Origin of the sequence: Microcoleus sp. POL10_C6, assembly GCF_036701585.1 — a bacterium.
Taxonomy (GTDB): Bacteria; Cyanobacteriota; Cyanobacteriia; order Cyanobacteriales; family Microcoleaceae; genus Microcoleus.
Map to the genome: position 1 here is coordinate 112,485 of NZ_JAUBRB010000002.1, position 26,397 is coordinate 138,881.

At 44.9% G+C, this 26,397-nt stretch carries 24 protein-coding genes and 1 tRNA gene; 8 read left to right on the top strand and 17 right to left on the bottom strand.

Annotated features, from left to right (window positions below):
* Positions 1 to 288: 288 nt before the first annotated feature.
* The gene (locus tag QUA34_RS01575; RefSeq protein ID WP_333383550.1) at positions 289 to 1,611 is read right to left on the bottom strand and encodes a four-carbon acid sugar kinase family protein; all 1,323 of its coding nucleotides are present in this window, start codon (positions 1,609 to 1,611) and stop codon (positions 289 to 291) included.
* A 192-nt stretch (positions 1,612 to 1,803) separates the two neighbouring features.
* Positions 1,804 to 2,472: a hypothetical protein gene (locus QUA34_RS01580; protein WP_333383553.1), complete on the bottom strand. Its 669-nt coding sequence runs from the start codon at positions 2,470 to 2,472 to the stop codon at positions 1,804 to 1,806.
* Between the two features lie 96 nt (positions 2,473 to 2,568).
* Between QUA34_RS01580 and QUA34_RS01585 the strand changes: the two genes are divergently transcribed.
* Complete coding sequence (locus tag QUA34_RS01585; RefSeq protein WP_333069058.1) at positions 2,569 to 3,741, top strand: IscS subfamily cysteine desulfurase; 1,173 nt, start codon at positions 2,569 to 2,571, stop codon at positions 3,739 to 3,741.
* Between the two features lie 137 nt (positions 3,742 to 3,878).
* Here the strand turns inward: QUA34_RS01585 and QUA34_RS01590 are convergent, their stop codons facing one another.
* Positions 3,879 to 4,901, bottom strand: a complete 1,023-nt coding sequence (locus tag QUA34_RS01590) for a glycosyltransferase family 2 protein (RefSeq protein WP_445242785.1) — start codon at positions 4,899 to 4,901, stop codon at positions 3,879 to 3,881.
* A gap of 90 nt (positions 4,902 to 4,991) precedes the next feature.
* The gene (locus QUA34_RS01595; protein ID WP_333324789.1) at positions 4,992 to 5,699 is read right to left on the bottom strand and encodes a C40 family peptidase; all 708 of its coding nucleotides are present in this window, start codon (positions 5,697 to 5,699) and stop codon (positions 4,992 to 4,994) included.
* A 108-nt stretch (positions 5,700 to 5,807) separates the two neighbouring features.
* On the opposite strand from QUA34_RS01595, the gene QUA34_RS01600 reads away from it, so the two are divergent.
* Positions 5,808 to 6,746 carry a serine hydrolase gene (locus QUA34_RS01600; RefSeq protein WP_333324787.1) on the top strand — a complete coding sequence of 313 codons (939 nt, stop codon included), beginning with the start codon at positions 5,808 to 5,810 and terminating at the stop codon, positions 6,744 to 6,746.
* Positions 6,747 to 6,900: 154 nt separating this feature from the next.
* Here QUA34_RS01600 and QUA34_RS01605 read toward each other — a convergent pair.
* From QUA34_RS01605 to alr, 4 genes are all read right to left on the bottom strand, one after another.
* Positions 6,901 to 6,989, bottom strand: a tRNA-Ser gene (locus QUA34_RS01605).
* 97 nt (positions 6,990 to 7,086) lie between these two features.
* On the bottom strand, positions 7,087 to 8,226 hold the full coding sequence (locus QUA34_RS01610) for a patatin-like phospholipase family protein (RefSeq protein ID WP_333383557.1): 1,140 nt from the start codon (positions 8,224 to 8,226) through the stop codon (positions 7,087 to 7,089).
* 47 nt (positions 8,227 to 8,273) lie between these two features.
* A complete protein-coding gene (locus QUA34_RS01615; protein WP_333383560.1) occupies positions 8,274 to 9,122 on the bottom strand; it encodes a mechanosensitive ion channel family protein in 849 nt (282 codons plus the stop codon).
* A 211-nt stretch (positions 9,123 to 9,333) separates the two neighbouring features.
* Positions 9,334 to 10,536 carry an alanine racemase gene (gene alr / locus QUA34_RS01620; RefSeq protein WP_333383562.1) on the bottom strand — a complete coding sequence of 401 codons (1,203 nt, stop codon included), beginning with the start codon at positions 10,534 to 10,536 and terminating at the stop codon, positions 9,334 to 9,336.
* 134 nt (positions 10,537 to 10,670) lie between these two features.
* Here alr and QUA34_RS01625 point away from each other — a divergent pair, with 134 nt between their 5' ends.
* A complete protein-coding gene (locus tag QUA34_RS01625) occupies positions 10,671 to 12,236 on the top strand; it encodes a peptidoglycan-binding protein (RefSeq protein ID WP_333383565.1) in 1,566 nt (521 codons plus the stop codon).
* A gap of 137 nt (positions 12,237 to 12,373) precedes the next feature.
* Here the strand turns inward: QUA34_RS01625 and QUA34_RS01630 are convergent, their stop codons facing one another.
* The 7 genes from QUA34_RS01630 to QUA34_RS01655 form a co-directional block, all read right to left on the bottom strand.
* Positions 12,374 to 13,747: a hypothetical protein gene (locus QUA34_RS01630; protein ID WP_333383567.1), complete on the bottom strand. Its 1,374-nt coding sequence runs from the start codon at positions 13,745 to 13,747 to the stop codon at positions 12,374 to 12,376.
* Between the two features lie 52 nt (positions 13,748 to 13,799).
* The gene (locus tag QUA34_RS01635) at positions 13,800 to 14,525 is read right to left on the bottom strand and encodes an alpha-ketoglutarate-dependent dioxygenase AlkB (RefSeq protein WP_333383569.1); all 726 of its coding nucleotides are present in this window, start codon (positions 14,523 to 14,525) and stop codon (positions 13,800 to 13,802) included.
* 230 nt (positions 14,526 to 14,755) lie between these two features.
* Positions 14,756 to 15,775 carry an S-layer homology domain-containing protein gene (locus QUA34_RS01640; protein ID WP_333383571.1) on the bottom strand — a complete coding sequence of 340 codons (1,020 nt, stop codon included), beginning with the start codon at positions 15,773 to 15,775 and terminating at the stop codon, positions 14,756 to 14,758.
* A gap of 77 nt (positions 15,776 to 15,852) precedes the next feature.
* Positions 15,853 to 15,933 (bottom strand): hypothetical protein, encoded by an 81-nt coding sequence (locus tag QUA34_RS30095; protein WP_445242648.1) that lies wholly within the window; start codon positions 15,931 to 15,933, stop codon positions 15,853 to 15,855.
* A gap of 24 nt (positions 15,934 to 15,957) precedes the next feature.
* Positions 15,958 to 16,839, bottom strand: a complete 882-nt coding sequence (locus tag QUA34_RS01645; RefSeq protein WP_333383775.1) for a hypothetical protein — start codon at positions 16,837 to 16,839, stop codon at positions 15,958 to 15,960.
* Positions 16,840 to 16,940: 101 nt separating this feature from the next.
* The gene (locus tag QUA34_RS01650; protein WP_333383573.1) at positions 16,941 to 17,546 is read right to left on the bottom strand and encodes a DUF1517 domain-containing protein; all 606 of its coding nucleotides are present in this window, start codon (positions 17,544 to 17,546) and stop codon (positions 16,941 to 16,943) included.
* A gap of 466 nt (positions 17,547 to 18,012) precedes the next feature.
* Positions 18,013 to 18,555 carry a hypothetical protein gene (locus tag QUA34_RS01655; RefSeq protein WP_333383576.1) on the bottom strand — a complete coding sequence of 181 codons (543 nt, stop codon included), beginning with the start codon at positions 18,553 to 18,555 and terminating at the stop codon, positions 18,013 to 18,015.
* A 357-nt stretch (positions 18,556 to 18,912) separates the two neighbouring features.
* Here QUA34_RS01655 and rfbB point away from each other — a divergent pair, with 357 nt between their 5' ends.
* The 4 genes from rfbB to hpsJ-A all read left to right on the top strand — a co-directional run bounded on the left by rfbB (position 18,913) and on the right by hpsJ-A (position 22,780).
* Positions 18,913 to 20,019, top strand: a complete 1,107-nt coding sequence (gene rfbB / locus QUA34_RS01660; protein ID WP_333324763.1) for a dTDP-glucose 4,6-dehydratase — start codon at positions 18,913 to 18,915, stop codon at positions 20,017 to 20,019.
* Between the two features lie 385 nt (positions 20,020 to 20,404).
* Positions 20,405 to 21,256, top strand: a complete 852-nt coding sequence (crtA, locus tag QUA34_RS01665) for a cyanoexosortase A (protein WP_333383578.1) — start codon at positions 20,405 to 20,407, stop codon at positions 21,254 to 21,256.
* Positions 21,256 to 21,924: a cyanoexosortase A system-associated protein gene (locus tag QUA34_RS01670; protein WP_333324759.1), complete on the top strand. Its 669-nt coding sequence runs from the start codon at positions 21,256 to 21,258 to the stop codon at positions 21,922 to 21,924. Before crtA ends, QUA34_RS01670 begins: the two co-directional genes overlap by 1 nt.
* A 178-nt stretch (positions 21,925 to 22,102) precedes the next feature.
* Positions 22,103 to 22,780: an HpsJ-like protein, cyanoexosortase A-associated gene (hpsJ-A, locus tag QUA34_RS01675; protein ID WP_333324757.1), complete on the top strand. Its 678-nt coding sequence runs from the start codon at positions 22,103 to 22,105 to the stop codon at positions 22,778 to 22,780.
* A 360-nt stretch (positions 22,781 to 23,140) separates the two neighbouring features.
* On the opposite strand, the gene QUA34_RS01680 is transcribed toward hpsJ-A, so the two are convergent.
* Together QUA34_RS01680 and rpaB are read right to left on the bottom strand one after the other, a co-directional pair.
* On the bottom strand, positions 23,141 to 23,782 hold the full coding sequence (locus QUA34_RS01680; RefSeq protein ID WP_333324756.1) for a cofactor assembly of complex C subunit B: 642 nt from the start codon (positions 23,780 to 23,782) through the stop codon (positions 23,141 to 23,143).
* A gap of 118 nt (positions 23,783 to 23,900) precedes the next feature.
* Positions 23,901 to 24,632, bottom strand: coding sequence for a response regulator transcription factor RpaB (gene rpaB / locus QUA34_RS01685; RefSeq protein ID WP_071587789.1), 732 nt, complete (start codon positions 24,630 to 24,632; stop codon positions 23,901 to 23,903).
* Between the two features lie 163 nt (positions 24,633 to 24,795).
* Here rpaB and radA point away from each other — a divergent pair, with 163 nt between their 5' ends.
* Positions 24,796 to 26,352, top strand: a complete 1,557-nt coding sequence (gene radA / locus QUA34_RS01690) for a DNA repair protein RadA (RefSeq protein ID WP_333108875.1) — start codon at positions 24,796 to 24,798, stop codon at positions 26,350 to 26,352.
* Positions 26,353 to 26,397 lie beyond the last annotated feature (45 nt).

A 26,397-nucleotide genomic window follows, 5' to 3' on the forward strand; every position in this document is an offset into this window, starting at 1 on the left:
TGAGGTAAGTATTTTTGAGAAATCTAATTTTTTTGATAGTGCCTAACGATGAGGCGATTTTCCACTTTGGCGATCGGCTGTAATTACGCACAGACTCTCTACTATATCATACTAGGGTCGATTTGGCAAAAAAGTAGGCGAGAGATTTTTTTGGAAGTGGTCGTGCAGTGGCAGTTGCCATAAAGTTCGATCGAGCATTGAAACCCAGCGACGAAACGCAGATGAACATTCTACTCCCTAACTTGAAGCTACATTCATCTGCGTTAATCTGCGATTCAACGAGCTCTACTACTTGCTCAGCCGCTTATAAACCGTAGCCAAAGCATGGCTATCCCCCACATTTCCCGGAAACAAAACCACGGGTAAATTGGGAAACAGAGGATGATCTGCATCGGTTTTCACCACCGAACAACCTGCGATTATTTGACCGATTTGCCTGACACTTTTTAGCGACAAACCTGTACTCAAAACATCATTAGAAGTAATGCCACCCTTGCTAATCAAAAACCCGATATCCGCAGGCAGTCCCCGCACGATATCCATCAGTAAAGCAGAAACCGCCTCTCCAAATTTTAACCTAATTTCTGCATTGTCAAATTCGAGTTCCTTGCGGCTGGTATAAATTACAGGCGTTTTGCCATCGGCATGAGAATTACGGACTTTTCCGAGAATTTCATCGAGCATTTGGGTGCGATACTCTGGTGAATCTTCTAACAAGTGAGATACATCTATTTCAATGCTAACTATATTGGGTTCTTTTAACAAGCGTTCCAATTGTTCAGTAGTTTTCTTAACGTGGGAACCAACTATTACTGCACCCGGTTTGCCGTCCCTCACGTATTTTGCCATTTCGTCGGCTGCTACTGGCTGCGGGCCGAGGTCAGCTAAGGATGTTAAAATACTCGCCCCGCTGCGGAATAAAAACTTTTTGCCTTGACTGGCAGCAGCGAGAATGTGTTTGGCAAATGTGTCTAAATCGCCTTGGCTTTCGCCGTCAACAACTGCACATTGGTTGTCTTTCATCTCCATCAGTCGATCTAAACTTCCGTAGCGGATGTCTGCAAGTAAAATGCGATCGACTGCATCAGCTTTGATGCGACCTTTGGTTTTTTCTTCTACGTACTCGGGCAAGTAACTGTGACTGTAGCCGAAGACTGAATCTTTGGCAAATTCGGTTTGGTGAACAGGCGTTGCGACGCTGTTAACCATTAGGTAATGCACGCTGTGGCGGGTAATTCTGCCTCCTTCAAAAAAGGCGGGAATTAGAAAATGGGCGTCGAAGGGGCCAAGTTCTTCGGCGATCGCGTCGGTTTCGATGGGATAGTGGCCGCGCAGGGTAGAATCGGAACGGCTAACTATTAGGAAGTCTTCGATTTTTTCGCTGGCGATCGCCCTTTTTAGATTTTGGCACACTTCGCGGGTGACGGAGGCTGCTTTTTCGGGAGTTAGCGATCGAGTATTTGTCAGTATGAAGAAAATCGGGCACTTGTCCCGCAGCCCCAAACGCAGGGTGTCTTCGTCCCAACGTGTCAGCAGTAAGCAACTGTGCACGGTTTGAGAACCTGTCGGATCGTCGTCGAGAACTATAATCTTGGGTTTGGCAGAAGACATACTGACCTGGTTGTTAACGTCACCTTTCCAAGATATCCTTACCTGTTACGTAACAGGAAAAAATTTACAATAGTTATGATATTTTTTTCACAATTCTCATAACTTATAATTTGGAGAATGTGTTTGAGTTCGCTCGGTTCAGTAAGCTGCCTATTGCTACTGGGTAAGAGGCGCACGCAGCCGTGCACACTACTAACTTTTGCCATTTTTAAAATTAGCAGCGTTTCGATCTTGCAACTTTTTCATTTCTGCTTGAACTCCCACGGCTACCTGCAAAGCTTCGTTCAGCAATCGCCCTTGTTCGGTGGCTCGATCGCTAATTTGGAGGGCATTCAAATTTTTTAAGTTATTGGCAAATAATTCTGAGTTAGTAGCGACAAATTTTTTGTTTTCCCTAAGAATTCTTTCAGTTTTCAAAGCTCGAACTAAATCGTCTCTGATTAGTTGCAAAGCTTGAATAACTTTGGCTCGATCGCCTATTTTGACTGCCACATTGCCGGCATCTTCTATCCTATCGTTAATTTCGATCGCTTTGATTATACCATTATAGCGATCGACATCATCAAAAAGATTGATTAAATGTTGGTTTTGGCGGCTGCACTGAATTTTCCACGCATCCTCAAAGATTAAACCGAGGATCGCAGCGAAGTGAAGGGCGAACCACCACAAATAAGCTCTAGGAAATATCGCAACCAGCAGCCAACAACTGATGAGAACCAAAACAATTAAACCGACAGTTTTCAAAGCTTCGCGGGCAAACTTAGTCGCTGTCGGCGGCCGGTATACGCGATCGGGCCCGGCGCCGGTGAGGTGCTTGAGCTCACCGAGAGTAATTTCTAATCCCTGAATGTCAGCTCGCATAAATCTTTACAAATATATGTTAATTATAAAGTTTTGTAGTAGAACAAGGGGCTCGTCTACAATAAACCTAACACTTTTTCAAACCAAAACTGCACTATGTCTGCACGTCCTATATACCTCGACAACCACGCCACAACCCCGGTAGATCCACGGGTACTTGAGGCGATGCTGCCGTATTTCACCGAACAATTCGGCAACGCAGCCAGTATCAACCACGTCTACGGCTGGGAAGCAGAAGCAGCGGTAAAACAGTCACGACAAATCATAGCAGAAGCGATCAATGCTTCTCCAGAAGAAATTGTTTTTACCAGCGGCGCAAGCGAAGCAAATAACTTAGCGATCAAAGGCATCGCCGAAGCTTATTTCAGTAAAGGAAAGCACATTATCACAGTAAAAACCGAACACAATGCAATTCTCGACCCCTGTACCTATTTGCAAAAATTGGGGTTTGACATTACTGTTTTACCGGTGAAAAGCGACGGGCTGATTGATATAGGCGATTTGATCAAAGCGATTCGGGCAGAGACAATTTTAGTTTCAGTGATGACGGCTAACAACGAGATTGGCGTCATCCAGCCGATCGCAGAAATTGCTGCAATTTGTCGCGGAAATGACATTCTTTTTCACACAGATGCGGCACAGGCGATCGGCAAAATTCCCCTCGACGTAGAGGAGATGAATATTGATCTAATGTCCTTGACAGCCCACAAAATCTACGGGCCAAAAGGGATCGGTGCTCTCTACGTGCGCCGCAACAAACCGAGAGTGCAACTAGCGCCACAAATGCACGGAGGAGGGCACGAACGGGGAATGCGATCGGGAACTCTCTACCCACCGCAAATAGTTGGGTTTGCCAAAGCAGTAGAATTGGCAATTGCAGAAATGCCGTCGGAAACAGAACGAGTGGTTAATTTGCGGCAGCGTTTGTGGGAAAAATTGAGTGAATTGGGCGATGTTTTTCTCAACGGTCACGCTACGAAGAGATTGCCGGGGAATCTCAATATTAGTGTAGCCGGGGTTGACGGTCAAGCGTTGATGTTGGGTTTGCAACCGGCGGCGGCAGTTTCTTCGGGATCTGCTTGCACTTCCGCAAAAATATCTCCCTCTCATGTTTTAGCAGCGATCGGGCGATCGGACAAATTAGCTTATGCTTCAATTCGGTTTGGTATTGGCCGCTTCAATACCGAAGCCGAAATAGATGCAGTCGCCGAACACGCGATCGCAACTATTACATCTCTCCGACAAGCTCAAAAAGTTAATCAATTTTAGATTTGAAATTTGAGATTTTAGATGAGAGAATTGAAGATTAGGAAGTAGTTTTGAGTTTTGAGTTTTAAATTATTTAACTTACAACTCAAAACTTTTCCTCTTTTTATCACCGAGTATAATTTGGATCAACCCCTTCCTTATTTAGAACCAAACACCTCGCGCACCCGATAAATCGGTTTTCCCTGCGACTCGTGATAAGTCCGCATCATCACTTCCGCCAGCAAACCAAAACAAAATAACTGCACGCCAGTTAACAGTAAAACCACAGCCAAAATCAGCAGAGGACGATTGCCAATACTTTGACCAAAAGCAAATTTCAGGAAAGTCAAATAAATCCCTAAAACCGTTCCCAACGTCATAGAACTCAGTCCCAAAAGTCCAAAGACGTGCATCGGTCGAGTCAGGAACTTTTTCATAAAAGAAATAGTTAACAAATCCATCAACACGCGAAAAGTCCGCCAAATTCCATACTTACTTTGACCGAAACGGCGGGCGTGGTGTCGCACCGGCAGTTCTGCAATTCTCGCCCCTTCAATAAACGCCAACGCTGGCAAAAAGCGGTGCAATTCCCCGTACAGATTCAAGTCTGCTACCAACTCGGATTTATAAGCTTTCAAAGAACAGCCGTAGTCGTGCAAAGTTACGCCTGTAACGCGACCAATTAACCAGTTCGCAATTTTAGAAGGAATCAATCGGCTAATAGTATTGTCTTGCCTATTTTTCCGCCAGCCGCTAACTAAATCGTAGCCTTCATCTAACTTTGCCAACAATAGCGGAATATCAGCCGGGTCATTTTGCAAATCGCCGTCTAGGGTAACAATAGCACGACCGCGAGCGCGATCGAAACCTGCGGACATGGCAGCAGTTTGCCCGTAATTGCGGCGCAAAATTACAGCACAAAGGTCATCGCGAGTGCTGGCTAACTGCTGGAGAAGTTCACCAGAACCGTCCTTAGAACCGTCATCTACACAAATAATTTGATAGCTGAGTCCAGATGGTTGGATAGAAGAGGCGATCGCCTCAATCAAATGAGGCAAACTTTCCACCTCATTATACACTGGCACCACCACCGAAATGTCGAGAACAACCTCAGCGCCAGCCTGCTGTGCAGCCAATTTTTCCAAAAACAATGCAGCGTCCATTTCTTTGTTAGATAACATCAGTAATCATTAGTCATTAGTCATTAGTCATTAGTCATTAGTTAACCGTCAACCGTCAACCGTCAACCGTCAACCGTCAACCGTTAACAACTAACTAGGCTGATAACTTGCCACAACTTTACCATATCCCCGCAGTTGCTGGTAATAAGCTTGACTGACTCGATCGCCATCCTCCGACAAAACATCGATACCGATACCGTTGCGACCTTGTGCTTTTCCAGAACTGTGAATGTAGCGATTATCTCCGAGATATAATCCTACATGAGTTGCTTTTTCGGGCGAACCAAAAAATACTAAATCCCCCGGTTCTAAAGCAGTGATACTAATAGGTTTAGTAAAAAATTCCTGCTGATAAGCATCCCTCGGCAACCAGATGCCCGCAGCAACAAAAGCAGCTTGCATCAAGCCAGAACAATCATAATTTGGCCCGACTGTACCCCCCCAAAGATAATAATTGGATTGGTTCATAGCCTCGCGAGCGAAAGTAATTACAATTGGTAATTTTTCCTTGATTTGGGTCTCAGAAACCACCAGAGGATGATACACTGTTTCTGCCACATCGAGCAACTCAACATCTCGAATATCCAGCCATCCCGGATAATCATCTTCGCACAGTCGCACCATCACAGCCGTTGTATCCAAGTTTACATCGCTCTGTATTAGGGGGAGTTCAACGACGCGCAAATGTCGCCCCAGCGCTGCTTGAGTTGCCAATCGATCGCACTTTGGGGAATCGTAAATATTTATGTGCGATCGGGCGCGGTACTCCACAACATCCGATAATTGATAATTGGCCATTGCTAATTGCTCATTGTGTGCTGTTAATTGTTCGCATTTATTGTTCGCATTTAACGAGAGATTGCCATTAGCTGCTAGCCGTTAACCGTTAAGCGTCAGCCATTAACCATGACATTTTTTCACAAAGACGAACAATTAGAAAACCTCGGCAGTAGCATTATAGACTCCGCATTGTCAGAATTTACAGGATTAAGTGGCGATCGTATAGCCATGACCTGGATAGTCTACGATCCCCCGGTGCGAGTCAATACAGGCGGCGCCCTGAGTGCAGAAGAATTTTGGAAATATCAACCGCGAGGTTTTAGCGCTAGAGCTTCCGAACGAATTTATCCAGCCAGCATCGTCAAATTATTCTACCTCGTTGCCATCTGGGAATGGGCGCAAAAAGGCATGATTCAAACATCGCCAGAATTAGAACGCGCCGTCCGAGATATGATAGTTGATTCCAGCAACGACGCCACCAGTTTAGTAGTAGACGCCCTCACCGGCACCACCAGCGGCCCAGAATTATCACCCGCCCCCTTTGAAACTTGGAAACAGCAGCGAAACATCGTCAACCGTTACTTTCAATCATTGGATTGGCCAGAATTAGAAAATATTAACGTCAATCAGAAAACCTGGTGTGACGGCCCCTACGGTCGCGAGCGAGCAGTTTTGGGAGAATTAATGGAAAATAGAAATATGCTGACTACAAATGCAGCGGCGCGTTTGCTGCACAGTATAATAGGCGGCGTAGCTGTTTCTGCCCAAGCATCGCAAGAAATGATGGGTTTAATGAAACGCAGTTTAGACCCAGCAGAATTAGAGGCAGATCCCGAAAATCAAGTTACAGGTTTTTTAGGCGGCGGATTGCCAGAATCAGCAAAATTGTGGTCAAAAGCGGGACTGACAAGTCAAGTGCGTCACGATGCTGCTTATATTGAAATATCCGGTTTGCGGCCGTATTTGTTGGTTGTATTTACCGAGGGGAAAGAGAATAGCAAGAATGAAGAGATTTTGCCATTTATATCGCGGCAATTTGTCGAGGCGATGAAAGGACTTAATTAGATTTAGTAGTTGATTATTGCGGCTAGACTAGACTTGAATTGCAAAAACAATTGGGACGGGCTAGAAGCCCATCCCACATGGAAATTTTGTGGGATGGGCTTCTAGCCCGTCCAAAAATTTGATTAAAAGGAATTTTTTCCTAGAAGCTCTAAAACGGAGAGGGAGGGATTTGAACCCTCGAAGGATGTTAACACCCTTAACAGATTAGCAATCTGCCGCTTTCGACCACTCAGCCACCTCTCCAAGATGACAGTAACTAACTATAGCACACACATCTTATTCTTGCCAACCCCTAATTGAAAAATTCCTCAATCCCTTACTCTGTAAAGTTTTCGCGACCTCAACCTCCAGCCTCTTCCCCAAAGCCCCTAGCCTTCAAGTGCTTTTCCCAACTAAAATTGGAACTCAAAAAGAACCTCTTAGTATACAAATACCCCAAGCGGTACAGGTGAGCCTTGCGATCGCCATCGAGATTAAAGTCCGTCGTCGTCACCCCAGCATCAGTCACATCAATATTAATTACCCTGCCCTTATCCATTTCTCGCTGGTGATAGCGGTCTCTTGCTTTCATCATGGTTCGGAACATCGCCGCCAGCATCGACAGCGGAGTATCAATCTTAGCTTTAGTCTCAATTCCGGTATCGACCAATCGAAACCCAAAGGTAAACCAGCGCGGCATAGCAGGAGTCGCACCCACGGATTGTTTGTCATAAATCCACAGGGGGAAATTGCTCAAAATTCCGCCATCTACAATTAAGTCATCGCCGAGTTTTCCCGGTTCAAAAAAGAGGGGAATACTCATCGACAACCGAACGGCTTCAGCAACGCTAAAATCTTCAGCGCTTTTGAGTCGCAACTGCTCATACAAAGGATCGGAATCCGTCGATTCGCGTCGGTGTAAGTCGTCGGGTAGCACCAACATTTCACCGCGAGAGAGGTTGGATACTACTACTTTTAATTCCCGGTCTTTTACGATTTGTTTGACATCGGCAAAAGTGTGCAAGTTACCTCGACCGAGCATTGCTTCCAGCCACTGCCGAAACGGCTGCGCCGAATATTCTCCCATCTGACGGCTAACTGTTAGGAAAAGCAGCGTCCAAGCAGGAGATTGCAAGTCGTCGGCGGGGTCGCCGTTTAAAATTAGAGGACTGTTTTTTTGAGTTAAAAATATGCTGTAATCGAGCTGTCCTAAAATTTCCTCTAAGTCATCAATTGACAAGTCGGTTGCCAATACTGCGGCAGTAATTGCACCGGCAGAAGTGCCGGCCAATTTTCGCCACCGGATGCCCAAATCGCTACAGCACCTCAGTGCTCCTAAAAACGCAACTCCGCGCACGCCGCCGCCTTCAAAAACCCCGTCGGCATAGATTTGACCGTTTTCGTCGGGAGGCGGAAATTTGCTGAGAATTGTTTGTTTCTCCGTTGGGGTGATCCTGACACCGGGTTCTTGCAAAATTTGCTGCGGATACCACTTGCTCATGGGAAATACCTCGGATAAATTTGGGGTTTTAGATTGGAGATTTATATCTATTGTTCTTGATTTTTGTCGGCATCCATTGCCTCTTTGACGTATTGTTGAACTTGCGATCGCACTTGTTCGTAGGCCACCGACGCGCACCAAGGCCGGAGAGATAAAATAGTTGTATCTGGAGTAATCTCAGCTACCAAACAAGTCGGGGGCGGATTCTCCAACACCAGCGGGTGAGAGTGGGCAATTTCTAATAACTCAGCTACTGTCGGACGAATTGGCCGATCGCCAATATCAATCTTCAAGTCTACTCGCCTCGTTCCCATTGCCGTTGTATTTTTCAGTGTACCGTTAAACAACTGATTGTTCGGGACAATAATTTTTATGCGATCGTCTGTTACCACAGTTGTTGAAAAAATCCCGATGCTGTCCACCACTCCTTTAACATCGCCAGCTTCAATCCCATCCCCGACTTCAAAGGGCCGCAAACTAATCAACATTACCCCAGCAGCAAAGTGCGACAAAGTATTTTGCCACGCCAAACCAATCGCCAAACCCGCTGCACCAACCACCGCAACCACGCTGGTAGTTTGAATTCCCAACTGACTCAAAGCGGCGACTACTCCCACTACCAAAATCGTAATTTCAGCAGCTTGAACTAAGAATTTCCGCAGCGTGGCTTCGGTGCGACTCAGTGCACGGCGAGTCACGCGCCCCGCAAAGTTGATCGCAAATCGCGTAATTAACAAAATGCCGATCGCCCACAGCACTTGAGGTACAATTTTAAACCCCAATTCTACGAATTTTTTCGAGAATTCTTGGGCTACTGCCAAGGCTTGTGTTCTTTCTGCATTTAGCTGAGAATAGAAGGTTTGGGCTATTGGGAAAAACGTCTGAATAACTGTCATATCAATTGGGAATTGGGAATTGGGAATAGAAAATTGCAGTCTCAGTCTTATCGCTTATTCCGAGAGTCCGACAGGGGTTGAAAACCCCTGTCTCATAGCTAAAGTCCTCTAAAAGAGGACTAAAATCAATAATTTCCTCGCTCAAACTCTTGAGTCGGTTTTAACCGACTTTTGCTATGAGGCAGGGGTTTAAACCCCTGCCGGACTACTTTTAATAGTGTACTGCTACGCGGGGCAATCGGTGTTTAAAACCGCAGAGAATTTCCCACGAAATAGTTCCTAAACTCGTGGCCCAATCGTCAGCAGTAATTTTATTTTCTCCATCTTTGCCCAAAATAGTAACCACTTCACCGACTTCTAAATCGGGAAGATCAGTTACATCCAGCATTAATTGATCCATCGTCACGGCTCCCACTTGCCGCACGAATTGACCCCTGACTAAAACCTGCATTTTATTAGAAAGATTGCGCGGAATACCATCTGCATAGCCGATACCAATTACGGCAATCTGTGTCTGACGCTGAGCTATAAATTGATAGCCGTAACTGACGCCGGTTCCTGCTTCAATTGTTTTCACCTGCGTTACCCTAGCTTTTACCTGCATTGCGGGCTTCAAATTGGATCTCGACTGCAAGTGAGGCGCTGGATAAAGACCGTAGGTAGCTAAACCGACCCGCACTAAATCGTAGTGCAAATCCGGGTCAGCGAGGGTGGCTGCTGAGTTTGCCAAGTGGAGGCGAGGGGGGTTAATTCCTGCTATTTTAATTTGCTCGATCGCCTGTTGAAACCGCTGGTGCTGCTCTCTCATAACTGCGGAATCGGGACTGTCGGCTGTCGCCAAGTGAGAGTAAATGCTGGCTAATTTTAAATTTGGCAACCGATTGACTAATTGCACAAATTCTGTTGCTTCCTGCCAGGGCGTACCCAAGCGAGACATTCCCGTATCCAACTTAGCGTGAACTGGCAAAGATTGGTTAAGACCAGCGAGAACTTCCGAAAAAATTAGGGCTTGTTTGGCAGTACAAATAGTGGGCTGCAAGTGCCATTGGGCGATCGCCTTTACCTGTGGAGCTGTATGGGTTGCCCCCAACAGCAAAATCGGCGCTTCTATCCCAGCTTCTCGCAATTCTATTCCTTCGGGAATTGTCGCCACTCCCAACCAACTAGCACCTGCTTGCAATGCTGTTTGACTGACTGCAACAGCACCATGCCCGTAAGCATCTGCTTTCACAACTGCCATCAGTTCTGTATCGGGAGATAAGAGTTTTTTAAGCTGTTTTACATTGTGAGTTAAAGCTGCTAAATCGATTTCTACCCAAGCCCGCTGGCAAAGTCCCCCGTTATCGTCCCACAGCAAAGTCTGGCGGGATTCTTTTGTCGTTGATTCTGCGGTTGTTTGTTCCCCACTCCACATTGTCGATCGCTCCTACTTGCTTACACCATTAAAAACTGCTTGGAGATTTTACCCTAAGTTTGATTATAATAAGATTCTCTCTTTCATCAAAGTTAACTGGTGTATCATAGCACCAAAAATACCCGGTAAAAACTATGGACGGACTGGCCTACCTACATTTAGCTGAAACTTGGGAAACGGCTGCGGATCAAACTCGATCGACCCACTCAAAAAGGCACCTGAATTTAGCCTCTTCTGCTTTACTTTTCTTTACGATCGCTCTCACAATTTTCAATTTAGTCAATCCCGCACTAGCCATCAAAAAAGGTGATTCAGGTCCGGAAGTAGCCGAACTCCAGAAAACTCTACAAAACGCAGGCTATTTTCGCGGTAAGGCTACAGGATTTTACGGTTCTCTCACCCAGGCTGCTGTGAAAAAGTTTCAAGCAGAGAACAACCTGAAAGTTGACGGAATTGTTGGCCCTAAAACCTTGTCAGCACTGAAAGGTAAGCCGGAAGACGCCAGCATGGAAGCTGCGAAAAAAATCTCGCCCAATGTCGATAAATCTTCGCCATCTCCTAGCGCCACAGAAAACACAAACGAACTCGAAGCTCAAACTAAAACTCAGTCCCAAGAACCGTCTTTGCCACCATTTAAAACAGAAAATTCCGAGGATAAAACAAGTGAATTATCAACCACAACGTTAGTAAATCCTCCCGACAACACTCAAGGAAAAATGACCTTGAAAAAAACCATTTATGGCAACATCTCGCCAAAATCAATAGTTTATTCGGGAGATGGCTTGTTTTTTGCTCAAAACATGATGTACCGCCACACAATCACAGTTTACGACAGGAACTTTAAATTAGTCAAGACTATTCCCGATACAGTAAACTTGTCGAAGTTTGGCTTTTCTAAATTCACAGGCAATTATAAAGGCTCTCCCGTAGAAGCTGCTTTTTCAACCGATGGCAAATATGCCTACGTCTCCAACTACAAAATGTACGGTTCGGGGTTTAGCAATCCGGGAACCGACAGGTGCTCTCCAGCGGCAAAACACGACCAAAGTTTTCTGTACCGCATCAATACCCAAACTTTGAAAATAGAAAAGGTAATTCCTGTAGGTGCTGTTCCGAAATTCAATGCTGTTTCGCCTGACAATCGCTTCGCCCTCGCTAGCAATTGGTGCAGTTGGGATTTGAGCGTAGTTGATATCAATAAAAATCTCGAAATCGAGCGGGTGAAACTGGGTGCATATCCTCGCGGTATTGTTGTTACTCCCGACTCAAAAAATGCCTATGTTGCCATCATGGGTTCTTCCAATATTGCGAAAGTCAATCTGATAGACTTTTCGGTAGAATGGCTGAGGAATATTGGCAATGCGCCGCGTCATTTGACGATCGATCCCAATGGAAAGTATCTGTATGCCACTTTAAATGGTGAAGGAAATGTGGCAAAAATTGACCTAAAAACGGGTAAAGTGGTGGACAAAGTTTCCACAGGAAAAGCACCTCGCAGCATGACTATTTCCGATCAGGGAAAACTGCTTTATGTAGTTAACTATTTCTCGAATACTGTTAGCAAAGTTAGGACGAGTGATATGAAAGTGCTGCAAACAGTGAAGGTTAATTCAAGTCCGATCGGGATTACTTACGATCCGGAAACTAATCAGGTTTGGGTAGCTTGCTATTCGGGCAGTATTATGGTGTTTCAAGATTAAAGCGATCAGCGATTGAAACCTAAGAAAGAAGGACTGGCATTCCTCACTAGAAACAGGTTCGTAGTGAGGAATGCCAGTCGTCAGAATTAAGGCGGTAGCAAACGTGACCATGCCTTTGCAACCGAATTTCATATCAATTACAAAGCTTTTAGATTAATTTTGTGCAAACTTATAAAAAGACAATCGATATCTTTACTACGAGGTACTAACTTATCTTTTCCAGTTAAGAGATGTTGTGTGATTAGTGGTGGAATAGGAAAACAAGCTTTTATTTTAGTATCTTTAGCTTGAGGGCAATAAATTTCAAAATCATCTCGATTACTTACTTGTTCTTTTAATCGATCTATTATGGTTTTGTTTTGGTTATAGTTACATAAATCAATAATTATTATTACACTACCTACAGGTATTTCATTAAGCAAAAAATTGAGATTTGTTTGAACTGTAGATATATTATAAATTTCATTTAGACAATTTTGAAAAATGAACATTTGGCTTTTTTGAATTGTTGTTTTGATTGAGGGAAGAGAATTAGATTCGCATAAATCGAGGTAATTACTATTTAGTTTTAAATCTCCTGACCAGTATTCCGGTATCACAAATTTTTTGGTAATATTTCTGCTTAAAGTCCATTCCTCAGAAGCAATATCATATACATTAACAGTTAATTTTTTAATGTTTTGATACTTATCTGATAATAATTTACTTAAACCTACGATTTCTGGACATGGCCCTGCACCAAATAAGCATACTTCTAGCGTTTCATTTGTGAGATTGTCCAAGAAATTTTGAGCGTGTATCATTTCTAATATTTGAAAATTCATGTACGCATAATGGGGATAATAACGCATTAAATAAACTGCTTGAATTGACGGCTCCGAATAATTTACTTTAACCTGATTGGATCTATAAGAATTCCACAATTCTTCTGCGGGTTTTTGTAATGATTGTAAATAGTTTTCAAAGGTTCCCTGGTTGTTTTTGTGGTAAAAGTATGTCGAATTTTGTAATCCATCTAAAATGCAATTGTACAATATTGTCTTTGTTGTCTTTTTGATGGGTTTTGCTACTTCAGTTTTAACAGGAATTTTAGGTTTAATTTTTATGTCTTGAGTTTTCTGATTAGCAATTACATTGTGCAGACTTTCTCGCTGTATATTGAGAGATTCAACCTCTTCTTTAAGCCGCTCGACTTCGATCACAATTGAGTCGTATTCTGCTTCAATCGTGGTTTTTGATTTGGTTTTGCTATCAATTGCCTGTACAAGTTTTATTCTTTTATTTTTCAGGCTTAAAATCTGATTTTCAATGCTTTTTAAATTTTCGGCATGGCTGCGGATATTTTCAAGTTCTCGGTCAGATTTTTTGCTTAAAACGAAGGCACTACTAAGGGTGCTAATTGTCGCTATACCACCTATGGCAGCACTTTTAGGAATATTTTTTTCTACTGCTATACCCAAACAAAAAGCAATACTAAAGCTTAACGTTCCTAATAAAAGTAGATTTTTCATAACTCAATTGACCCTGATTTGATAGCAGCGCTGAAATTTTATTGTCTTTGTTTTAAACTGGTTTGATAACTCTAAAAGTTAGATTGATTCTCGGTTCCACAAATTTAGAAGTTTTAGGGATTTGATGTTGCCAGCAGTGCTGGGTTTCACCTTTCATCAATAGTAAACTACCCTTGGGCAAATCCAGATTAATTTTGTAGTTTTCTGATGTTTTATGTTTTAAGGAAAATCGGCGAGTTCCCCCAAAGCTAATTGAGGCTATAATAGGATTTTCACCTAATTCTGGCTCGTCATCGCTATGCCAGGAAACGCTATCTTTACCGTGACGGTATAGATTGAGAAGCACGCTATTAAAAGTAACTTCTGATATCTCTTCAGCCTTTGATTTAATTAATTTGAGTGTGGGAGTCCAAGGATCGGGATGCTGTTCGATGCCCGAATATGTATAGGATTTGCCTTCATCTCCATACCAACCTGTAAGTCGGGGTAAAGGTATCTTTTTTCCATAAAAATGAATAATGTCCTGTTTCCAGTTAATACTAGAATATAAATCTGAAAAAAGACGATCGCTTTCTTCGATGCTAAAAAAATTGGGATAGAAGATCACTTCTCCATCAGTATCAATAACTACTGTTTCTTGCAGATTGTTGTCTAAAAATGGATCGCTGCTATCTAGCTGATTATCCCCAAGTCTTATCTGATGATACATAATAATTGCCTCAAATCGAATCAATGAGTGTGGAATGATGATTTGGCATGATTGCTGTGATTTTTGCATCGATCTCAACTGCCCGCAAACCCAAGAAACCGAGTTTTTGGCTGATTCTGTCAGCTATGACGAAGTATTGTCGCAAAAAAACTGGTTTCTGACGGCCTGCAAACCCAAGAAACCGGGTTTTTGGCTGATTCTGTCAGCTATAACGAAGTATTGTCGCAAAAAACCCGGTTTCTGACTACCCGCAAGCCCAAGTCAGACTAATAGAAAAAAGAAGGGCTTCATTCCTCTAATTAAAGCCGCACAACATACTCAGAAGACTTAGCAGGTACTTGACCTTTTTTGGCCATAGCTTGGTAAATCATGGCTGCTACTTCAGCGCGAGTTGCTGTTCTATTAGGCTGCAAAAGTGCGCGCTTCGGGTGGTTGACCACAATGCCAGCTTCCGTGGCTGCTGCTACTTTGTTAACTGCCCATTTCGGCACTTTTGCCCTGTCTGTATAAACTTGTAAAGTTTTGGTTGTTTTTGTTGATGGTTTCAGCCTCAAACCGCTCGCTAAAGCTGCGATGACTTCGACACGCGGAATCTGTTTTTCGGGACGGAACTCATTGTTTGGGTATCCTTTAAGATATCCAGTTGTGACGGTATGGTCGATCGCCGGAGCGACAGGACTCTTGTCTTTTACGTCTTTAAAATCAATCGGTTTTCGGATCGGCTTTTTGTCGTCGGACATTCGCTGAATCAAGCGTGCTAGTTCGGCTCGCGTCATCGGTTCGTCGGGGCGAAATTTGTTGTCGGTGGACTCAGCAAAAATTTTCCGATCGACTAAAGCGACAATGAACGGACGCGCCCAATATTTGTCCGGAACATCGGATAATATAACAGGCCCAACTTTGGGTTTAGCGGCTTTGGGTTTATCGGCTTTCGGTTTGGTAATTGCTGGATTGGGAGTCGATCGCGCAATTGGCTTGGGAGGAACAACGATTACACCCACGGGAGGATTTTCCGGTAAAATCGGCCCTAAAGGTGCCACAGGTGCGACATCCGGTTTTAACGGAACGGGGGTTGCAGCAGGCGATCGCAAATCCGAACTTGGCGATTCTGGCGTTAATATTCCCGGAGTCGCGGGCGTAACAGCAGGCTGAGAAAAAACGGCTGGAAATTGCCAATTTCTGGCATTCAATCGATCGGGATTTTTACCTGTTACCCAAAATAAAATTGCTCCCATCGTGCCGAAGGCAACCAAGATAGCAATCAATTCATCCAATCCTAGAGGATTTCTTTCCCCTGACGGGGGTTGTGAAGAAGACATATTGTCACCTACAGACCAATGTAGAAATTAAATCACATATTTTTTGGGTCTGGGGGAAACAGAGAAGGCTAAATCAATTATTCCAAAGTTTTCACTCTCCCTACCTGGGGCGGCGTGGCATCAGGAGAATATATAAAATCAACTTTTACCGATGTCATTTGCTGATTTTTGCCATCTTCAACTCAGCGCCTTCTACTCCCGAAAGAGCGATTCCGACTCGGTTGACGAGAATTCCTGCCACTACCAAAACTTGGCTGCCGCTTGTTTTGATTTTGACGTGGCTGGGGCGATCGCCTCAAAGTGCTGCCACCGTAACCCGAACCGGTCGATCGATTGCCATTGGGACGTACTGAGGGTCTTACTGGCTGGTTGTATGTGGGCGATCGCAGGCGGCCGGTTGTCCTTAAAACTTGACGGTTGCTCACCTCTGGAGGCGGAGTTCGGTAGCGAGTTTGATATTGGTTAACAGCTTGGCCGTAAGTATTGCCATAGCCGCCATATCCTGTCATAATTCCCGGCTGATAGACTGGCGGCATATAATATTGCGGTCTAAATAACAAACTGCCGATCGCCTGACCGGCAACAGCTCCAGCAAACGGCGCCCAGAAGCCAGATTGCTGCCGTACTACTACGGTTTGTGGCTGACCGGTTTGAGGATTAGGAACAGTTTCGGTAACGTTGTGGACGTACTCAATTTTAAAATCTTCTGTCAAATGCAAAACCGCTTGATTGTTATCCAAGTTTAGATAACTTTTCTTGCCTGCAGATATTTCTTCATCTGTTAAGCGAGCCATTTGCAAATCCCTAGTCCGGTAAACTGGGGGACTGCCGGCGGGAGTATTCAGCAACATCAAACTGTATTCACCATCCGCATCGTCGTAGGTAGCTTGCTGTACAGAATATTGACCTTGAGCCAAGTTATTGTTTGGTGCAGGACGCACTGTGTTAATATTTGGATTGCCAGCAGGATTTGTAGAAGTTTGTCTACTAGGAGAACCGCAGGCGGTTGCCGTCCATAAAAAAGTTAAAGCCATTAAATAAATTGTCAGTCTTCGCAGCATCATAAATAGTAATTGGTAATTGGGCATCGGGCATCGCGCATGGGGTAGCGCGCATTGGTAGCAAATAACAAATAACTAATAACTAATAACTAATTACTCCTTCCTTAAAGGGGAATAAGTTCTGGGAAATTGACCAACACTTGGTCGTTGGTAAGTTCGTCTCCCAACTGTGCGGGAGAAAAGTGAACTTGCACAGCTCGGAGCCTTTCTTGGTAATGTAAATTAATCAGGGCTTTTAAACCGACTTTCAGCGCGCTGATGTCAGCAAGGTCTGTTTCTAGGGCAGGGACTTCGCCTTCATAAGCAACTGTCAGCATCACCACCACATTTCTAGTTACCGGCAAAGACAAGGGGGATTTTTTATCGTAAACAGATGTACTGTATTGAGGCTCGCTGAGATAGCGATCGGCTGAATCAGTGAAAAGTTCATCCACATAATCGCCGGCTTCGCCTTCATTCCAAAAAACATCGCCTTCGTTGGCGGCTGCTTGCCAGTAGTTGTCGTACTGCAACAGGTGATTGCAAATTTCTACAAGACCTTCTCCTAAAACTGCTAGGTCGCCATCGCCATCAATTGCTTCTCTGGCGGTGCGGTTGAGAACTCCTAACAGCGGTGCAACTTCTTCGCCTGTTAGGTGAACGAACACCCGGCAAACTGCCAATCTAGTTTTACCTGTAAATTGATTGAATCGATCGCGCCAAGCATTCATAATAACCTCTAGTTGTAATCTGTAGGGCTATATTTCCAACGATAGCAGGCGATTTGCACTCTTGCCGTCTAACCTCAGATTGATATCGATGGCATTTTGAGCGATCGCCTCGGCAGCGTACTGTCTCGCTTTGACTCATCTAATTTTATAACAGTTTTCAATCGGATCAAATACAGTTCAAATACAGTAGGGAAACCGCACAGCATTGTCCTGACGGAGAGCGGCGACTTTTAATAATTGCTATGAGATTGATGATGGTAGCCAGAGTTTTTTTTATTTAGCTTAATTCGGCGTTCCTTTGCTTTGCCGAAATATGAGATTGTGTGCTATCGATTCATCTGTCTATTGTTGGCAGTGCTTCGCGAGCGCCATGACAAGAAATTGTAGGGTAGATAATTTCGACTCAAAAAACCTCCAATCTTGCAAGATTGGAGGTTCGCTAAGCGAATACTTTGGTTTGAGATAACTATTTGACGATCGCGCTTTGGACTTGTTCGATCGCAATTTCAGAACTCAACTCAGCAACTGGCGAAACTGGCAAATCCAGCTCGCCGCCTGGAGCTTCTGGGTGTTCGCGAACGACTGCAACCGCATCTGCTGACTCAGCTACAGCACCCGCCGCCGTCAAATCGAGCAAGGCAGGAACTTCCATGTGTCCAGAAACACCTGCATCTGCGATCGGAGCCGACTCTTCAAAAACTTCAAAATTATCGGTCATCGCAGCGCAAGCAGCAGAGGCGCGCTTGCCGGCACGGTAGCTCATGTAGGCCGCTCCGCCACCCAAAACTCCAGCCAAACCTAGGAAACCGAGAGCTGCTGTTTTGTAGGATTTCCACGGATTCATGCGCTCCGAGCCGCCGGAACCTAGGATCGTTGTCGCAGAACCAGATTTAGCTGCCCCTGATTTGCTGTAGGAACAGGGGAAAGCAGATGCGGCGTCACCTATGGCGATGCTGCTTGCGATCGCGACGACGGAAGCAATGCCAGCTAACACTTGAAACTTCTTCATGGTGCTGTGCAGATTGTAAAGGATAATTAAAAAATTAATGGTAACAGCTCTTTACAAATGTATCAACTCTGCGCGCCGCCCATATCGCTGATCGATCGCAAAAGTCAGCTATAGCCTCACACAATTCAAATTTAAAATTGCCAGCTTAAACATCTGAAATGCTTAGTATGTAAGCATTTGAACTAACAGCTCGGTAGAAGTTCAAGTTTTGTGAACCAATACTTCGATCGCGCCCACATTAGAAAATCTGAGGTGGGACAGTAGAAATTTTAATTACAGAATGGCAAACACTTGGTGACAAACTACTTTTAAGGCTACTTTTGTAAAGGCTTAGTTATTGGAATAACTCTTATTTTTATGACAGACAACGCGACTCAAGGCATTGAGCGAGCTCCTCGCCGATTGTTGGTGACGGGCGGGGCTGGATTTATCGGCTCGAATTTTGTGCATCACTGGTGCAGCAGCTATCCGGGCGATCGAGTAGTCGTACTCGACGCTTTAACCTACGCCGGAAACCGACAAACCCTGGCAACTTTGGAAGGAGGCGAAAATTTTCGGTTTGTGCAGGGGGATATTTGCGATCGTACCTTAGTCGATACCTTGCTCCAAGAAGAAAACATCACCACAGTCGCGCACTTTGCCGCAGAATCCCACGTTGACAGGTCAATTATCGGGCCTGCCGCCTTTGTTCAAACCAACGTTGTCGGAACCTTCACACTTTTAGAAGCCTTCCGCAAGCATTTTGAAGCAATTGATGAGCCATCTCTCAAAGCACAAATGCGCTTCCTCCACGTTTCTACCGACGAAGTTTACGGCAGTCTCGGCCCCGATGACCCAGCCTTCACAGAAACAACTGCCTACTCGCCCAACAGTCCCTACTCAGCCTCCAAAGCTGGCAGCGACCACCTCGCCCGCGCCTATTTCCACACCTACGGCGTCCCGACAATTATCACCAACTGTTCCAACAATTACGGCCCCTATCACTTCCCAGAAAAGCTCATTCCATTAATGTGCATCAATATGTTATTGGGCAAACCGCTGCCAGTATACGGCGACGGTCAAAACGTGCGAGATTGGCTCTACGTTCTCGACCACTGCCGCGCTTTAGATGCCGTTATTCACCGTGGTCAGCCTGGGGAAACCTACAATGTTGGCGGCAACAACGAGGTCAAAAATCTCGATTTAGTAAAAATGCTGTGTCAGCTAATGGACGAATTAGCTTCTGATTTACCCGCCCGTCCTTGCGAACAATTGATCACATTTGTCAAAGACAGAGCCGGGCACGATCGGCGTTACGCTATTGATGCCAGCAAAATTAAAACTGATTTAGGTTGGACTCCCTCAGTAACAGTTGAAGAAGGTTTGCGGCAGACTGTAGAATGGTACTTAGCCCATCGGGAGTGGTGGGAACCCCTGCTTTCGGAGGAATATCAAACTTACTACCGGAAAGTCTACTCTAACTAATCTACTCCTGGACGCACGGGCTACCACGAACCAGAACCACTAAAAAACTGGTTTTTCAGCTCAAGAGTGCGTCCAGAAAGGTTTCTGTCTTGCCTTCAAGCTTTACATTTTAACTCTTGGCGCAGAAACCGGGTTTGCAGGAGGAAAATCATTCGTTAAGTGCGATCGATCCGAATTGAAAAACCTGTTGTCTTTGGTCTTTGCACCTAACTTCAGATTTAATTAGGCAAAGGTGATATCACACATATTTGCTCTTGTCAATCTTTGTGAAGATTTAGTGAAAAATCATCCCAAACGCATAAATTCAAGTGTTTGTAGCTGATAATTTTAATAGGGTTACAAGAGTAAGCATTTTAGAAGCTTTTAGGAAAAACAAAAAGCAGCAATGACCGAAATAAACTCGCTCAAGCACATCCAAGAACCTAAATACTGGCTGTTAGGCATCGCCTCCGGTTTGATTGCCATACACCTAACTCTGACTTCCAGAACAAACGACACTGACCTGTTCGGTACAATGTTACTTTTTTGGGGAGTCGTAGCATTTTTAATTTGGGAAAGGCACGAATCCTTAACTTTTGAAAGCGGAGTTTTCGCCAGCTTCTTGGGGTCATCCTTAATTGCTTTAATATTGCTCAAAAGTTCGTCGATATCTGGATACGACTTTTTCATCCGAGCAACGCCTTTTTTGTCAGGAATCAGTCTTGCATTGCTGGCTTCCGGCACAAAAGGACTGAAACAATATTGGCAGGAACTTCTAATTCTTGGCTATACAGCTATTCCTCCCGGATTAATCGGAGTCTTCGTTGATGTCGCCCTATTAACAGCAAAATTTTCAGCTTTCCTCCTGCACTATATAGGATTTGAAGTGGTGCGGAAAGGGGTTTTTCTAATCCTGGAAAAGGGCAGCGTGGAAGTGTATCACGGCTGTTCCGGCGTAAATGCGATGCTACAATTGTTAGGACTAGCTCTGGTTTTCTTACTGATGTTTCCTACCACTACGGGTCAGAAAATTGTATTGCCATTCGTGGCCATAATTACTGCATTTCTAGTTAATGCCGCGCGAGTTGGTCTCCTGGCGGTGCTGGTATCGCTATCTCAACCCGAAGCATTTAAATACTGGCACGAAGGAAATGGTTCGGTAATATTTTCGATGATTTCTGTATTTATTTTCGGGTTATTCTGCTGGTTTGCAATTTTGAAAGACCAACCCCCAAATAAGGAAGGACAGAATTGCTAATGGCTATTACCTCTTGGAAACCACTTAGGCTTTCCCTGTTGGCTGTTACTTTGGGAGGCGTTTTGTTGGTTGCCGGAAAATTGGTTTTCTATCCATCGGCTAACAATAATCTGGCAACCCCGTTTGAGTTTCCCGAGTCGGTGCCTCTAGCCGATTGGAAACTAAACAAGAGCGCGCTTCTGGAAATTAAGGAAAATTCAGAATTCAAAGCTGCCAGGAAATATGAATATCAAAAAAATAGCATGGCTCTAGAAATAGAGATGCGGTATGCGGTAAACACCATTGGGGATGTGGAAGGTATGATGAAAGGACATACTGTTCTCAAGTCGTCTCCTGGTAAACTAGCATTGGCAAACACTCAAGGTGCGGGGTTTCACGGAATTTTGCAACAGAAAAATCGACTGTATTTGAGTTCGTGTATCAATCCTCGTGGCAGTGCTACAGTAACTTCCCAACAGTTTAGATATAATCGAAATACTCACGATTGGCAGCCAAACCGTATTCTGTTTTGGTTGTTGGGTAGGGGAAATATTCAAGACCGGCGCTGTTTGTGGACTCAGATGTCTGTGCCTTTGGATAAAACAACTCCAGAAGATGCCAAAAAAATTCTAGAGAATGCTTGGGTTTCTTGGTATGAGTGGTGGCAGCCGCGATTCCCCGAGCCTTGAGTCGAGTCAGTCGATTTTAGCTTTTAGCTTTTAGCTTTTATATTTACTCCACAGGTGAATCTGGAAGCTGGAACAAGAGTCTAAAATTTTTGACTCTCCACGACTGTTGTCGGGGGCTTGTCTCCGTTCTGGGGCGGGGTCAAGAGAGATTTTTCTTAACAACAACTCTGATTATTTTATGAATGACTTACAAGGCGAACAAGGTTTTTCTATCTACAGACTGCGTTGGATTGGCTACGGTCTATTAATTTTGTCTGTATTAGATACGATTGCAGTTCTTATACCCGCAAATTTTGGCAATCGCCTCTGGGAATTGCAGACGATTGGGGCTGTAGTGGAACGAGTGCCAGTTCCTCTACTGGCAATGGCGCTGATATTTTTTGGCGAAGGGTACGACCGCAGAGGTTTGGAAGACGTTTTTTTGAAGGTTTTGTCTTGGGTTTGTCTGCTGCTAGGTCTGGTTTTTCTGTTGATGCTGCCTTTGGGAATTTTTGGCACTATCTACGTCAACAACCAAAACAACCAGCAAATTACTACTCAAGCAAACCAACAATTAGCTCAGTTGCAGCAGGTGGAAGACAGGTTAAAAAAGGGTAGTCCTGAAGATTTAAGGAATTTGGCGGGGGAACTTACTCGTTTGGGGGTACAAGCGGATACGCAAAACCCACAGCAATTGAAAGAACAAATTCTTTCGAGAATTACTCCGGCTAAGGAACGGTTACAGACGCAAAGTGCTGCGGTTCAGTCAAATCAGCGCGTGGGGTTATTTAAAAATGCTGTTAAGTGGCTGCTGGGCGCGCTGATTTCTAGTGTTTTGTTTTTTACGCTGTGGCGCGGTACTGACTGGGCTCGGTAGTAGTTTTGAGTTTTGAGTTGAGAGTTTTGAGCTAGTAAGGTGCGCCTAGCGCACCCGGAGAGCGTTGTTGAGGACTAAGATGCGCCTGGTGCACGCAGCAGGCTCAGGAGTGGTGCAGAAGACCCTCAAACTGTCGAAATTTCATTGGGGGACTCGCTCTTCTTCTTTTCAAAAGATATCGGTAATAAATCTTGTTTATTGCCGATAGCCAACACCTAGAATGAGGCAAATCGGTCGATCGCACCTTGAGAGGGCTGCCATTGTGCAATCCCCAATCTAAAATCCACAATCTACAATCCCCAATCTAAAATCCATAATCTAAAACCCACAATCTAAAATCCACAATCTAAAACCTAAAATCTAAAATCGATTGATGGTATTTTCTAGTTTGTCGGCAATCCCTTCAACCCAGTTTTCATCTTGTTTTGTATAGCTGCGGGGCGCGTTAGCACCTAAGATTAAAACGCCTTGGCTGCCGATGGGCTGACAGATGACTCCTTGAGTATTTTCTGGCAAATAGTCAAATTCTATTCGCCCAGGGTAAATATTGAGATTTACTAAATAAACTGGTTTATTTTTGTCGAGCACTCGCTGCAATATCGGCCCTGGTTTGACTTCGGGATTGATGCCTAAAATACCGCGCCGCAATAGAACTTTTCCCTGATACACAATTACGATCGACCTGGTGGCGGTATTTGTCAACAGCAAACGCGACGCCCAGGCTAATTCTATTTTCACAGCCTCCGGCAAATCCGGCGCAAATTCAAAACCTTCTTCGCCGATAAGTTTTACGGAATCGGGCGATCGCGCTTGCACCTGCTGCCACAGCAAACCTGTTAAAATCAGCAAAGCGCTGATAATTACTCCCAAAGCGTCCGATCGAGCTTGAGAATCTGTAATTTGCTCTGTCAGCAAGCGGTTGACCATTAGCAGCGTACCTGCTAACCCTCCTGCAACTAAGGGCAATTGCCGCAAAACTTTATTGGGATCAGATTTAGTCATTAGTCATTAGTCATTAGTCATTAGTCATTAGTCATTGGTAATTGGTAATTGGTAGTTGGTAATTTAACTAATGCCAACTGCCAACTGCCAACCGTCAACCGTCAACTGTCAACTGACTTTATCCTACTTCTCCTATTTCGACAATTCGCTGGAACAGATAGCCTGTACCGCGGGCGGTGAGAATTAATTCGGGATTACTGGGGTCGTCTTCCAACTTTGCCCTAAGCCGCGAGATGTGAACGTCCACTACGCGGGTGTCTACGTGGCGTTCTGGCGTGTATCCCCAGACTTCCTGCAAAATTTCCGATCGCGAAAAAGGCTCTCCAGAACGGCTGACAAGCAGTTCTAACAGGCTGAATTCCATGCCCGTGAGCCGAATTCGTTCGTCGCCTTTGTAAACTTGGCGCTTGTTGGTGTCAATCCTAATATTGGTGACGTGGATGACTCCGGAACTAGGAATGCCTGACGCACCGTTTTTGTCAACCCGGCGCAATACCGAACGGATGCGGGCTTCGAGTTCTTTGGGAGAAAAAGGTTTGACGACGTAATCGTCGGCGCCTAATTCTAAACCGGTGATGCGATCGGCTACGTCTCCCAAAGCAGTTAGCATGATGATGGGTACGTCTGACTCTTTACGCAACTCCTGACAGACGCCATAACCGTCTAGCTTCGGCATCATCACGTCCAAAACCACTAAGTCTGGTTCGGTGTTGCGAAATGTTTCGAGAGCTTCTTCGCCGTCAGCAGCGGTGACGACATCGTAGCCAATCATGGAAAGGCGAGTCTCCAGAATGCGGCGGATACTGGCTTCGTCATCGACTACCAGAATTTTTTCTTTATGGTTTTCCAAGTTACCGAGCACTCCTTAAGTTACATTTCAGATAATGTTATTTTTTTGTACCCTATCATAGAAGACACAAATTGAATCATGGGCGGTGATCGGTCTGAAAGCTTGATAATTGCTTTAACTCAGACTTTTCTAAATTTTAAGGGTGACTATTTATCATAAAACAATGCCTAAGCCTCGAATACAATATATTTGTCGGGAATGCGGCTATGATTCACCACAATATTTTGGCAGATGTCCTAGCTGTCAGAAGTGGGATTCTTTTGACGAGCAGTTAGAGCAACCTACTGCTGGTGTGCCGCGGGCTGGTTTAACTGGGGTGACAACTAAGACAGTGGGCGGTTCGCCCCCTGATAAGTCGAAGGGTCAACCAAGGGTATCTTTCAGATTATCGCAGATTTCCGACCAAACTCAGTCTCGCTGGCCTTCTGGTTACGGGGAACTTGATCGAGTTTTGGGAGGGGGGATTGTTCCGGGCTCGTTGGTGTTGATTGGGGGGGAACCGGGAATCGGGAAATCGACGCTGCTTTTGCAGGTGGCGAATATGTTGGCCCGCAAGGATAGAATACTCTATGTGAGTGCGGAGGAGTCGGGCCAGCAGGTAAAGTTGCGATCGCAGCGTTTGGGCGTGGCTAATCCGGTTGATTTGTCAAGCAACGGCGGACATAAATCCGGCAGTAACGGGGAAGCTAAAAAGGATTCGGAGGACAATTCAGCGGAGAATTTCTATTTGCTTCCAGAGACGGATTTAGAGGTTGTTTTGCGGGAGTTGGAAGCGCTGAAACCGAATGTGGCGGTGATTGACAGCATCCAAACTATTTATTTTGCTAGTTTAACATCGGCTCCGGGTTCGGTGGCTCAGGTGCGGGAATGTACGTCTGCTTTGATGCAGGTGGCGAAAAGGGAAAATATTACTTTATTTATTGTCGGTCACGTTACGAAAGATGGAGCTTTGGCCGGGCCGAGGGTTTTGGAACATTTGGTAGATACTGTACTGTATTTTGAAGGCGATCGCTTTGCTTCTCATCGACTTTTGCGATCGATGAAAAACCGTTTTGGCGCGACTCATGAAATCGGTGTTTTTGAAATGGTAGCCAACGGTTTGCGAGAAGTAGATAATCCGTCGGAGTTATTTTTAGGCAATAGAGATGAATTTTCTCCGGGTACTTCGACGACTGTTACTTGCGAAGGAACTCGACCGATTTTAGTAGAAATTCAGGCGTTAGTCAGCCCTGCAAGTTTTGGTTCGCCGCGCCGCACTACTACTGGTGTGGACAATGCTAGATTGCAGCAAATTTTAGCTGTTTTGGAGAAAAGGGTGGGGATTCCTTTATCTAAATTAGATGTGATTTTGGCGACGGTGGGCGGGTTGAAGGTGGATGAACCGGCGGCGGATTTGGCAGTTGCGATCGCCGTTGTGGCCAGTTTTCGCGATCGGGTTGTTGATGCGCGCACTGTTTTGCTTGGAGAAGTTGGTTTGGGGGGACAGGTGCGGCCGGTTTCGCAATTAGAGTTGCGGCTGAGGGAAGCAGCGAAATTGGGTTTCAAAAGGGCGATTATTCCTAAGAATCAACCGGTGCCAGAGTTAGGAATGGAGATTATTCCGGTGGCGAAGGTAATCGATGCAATAATTGCGGCGATTCCGGCTACTCCCGCTCAGTTGCAGTCTGGTGATTTAGAGTTTCAGCCTGTGGATTTGGAGGAAGAGGATTTATCGAATTGAGTTTGAATGGTGATCTTGTAGATTGATATTAAGGAGGCACAAGTT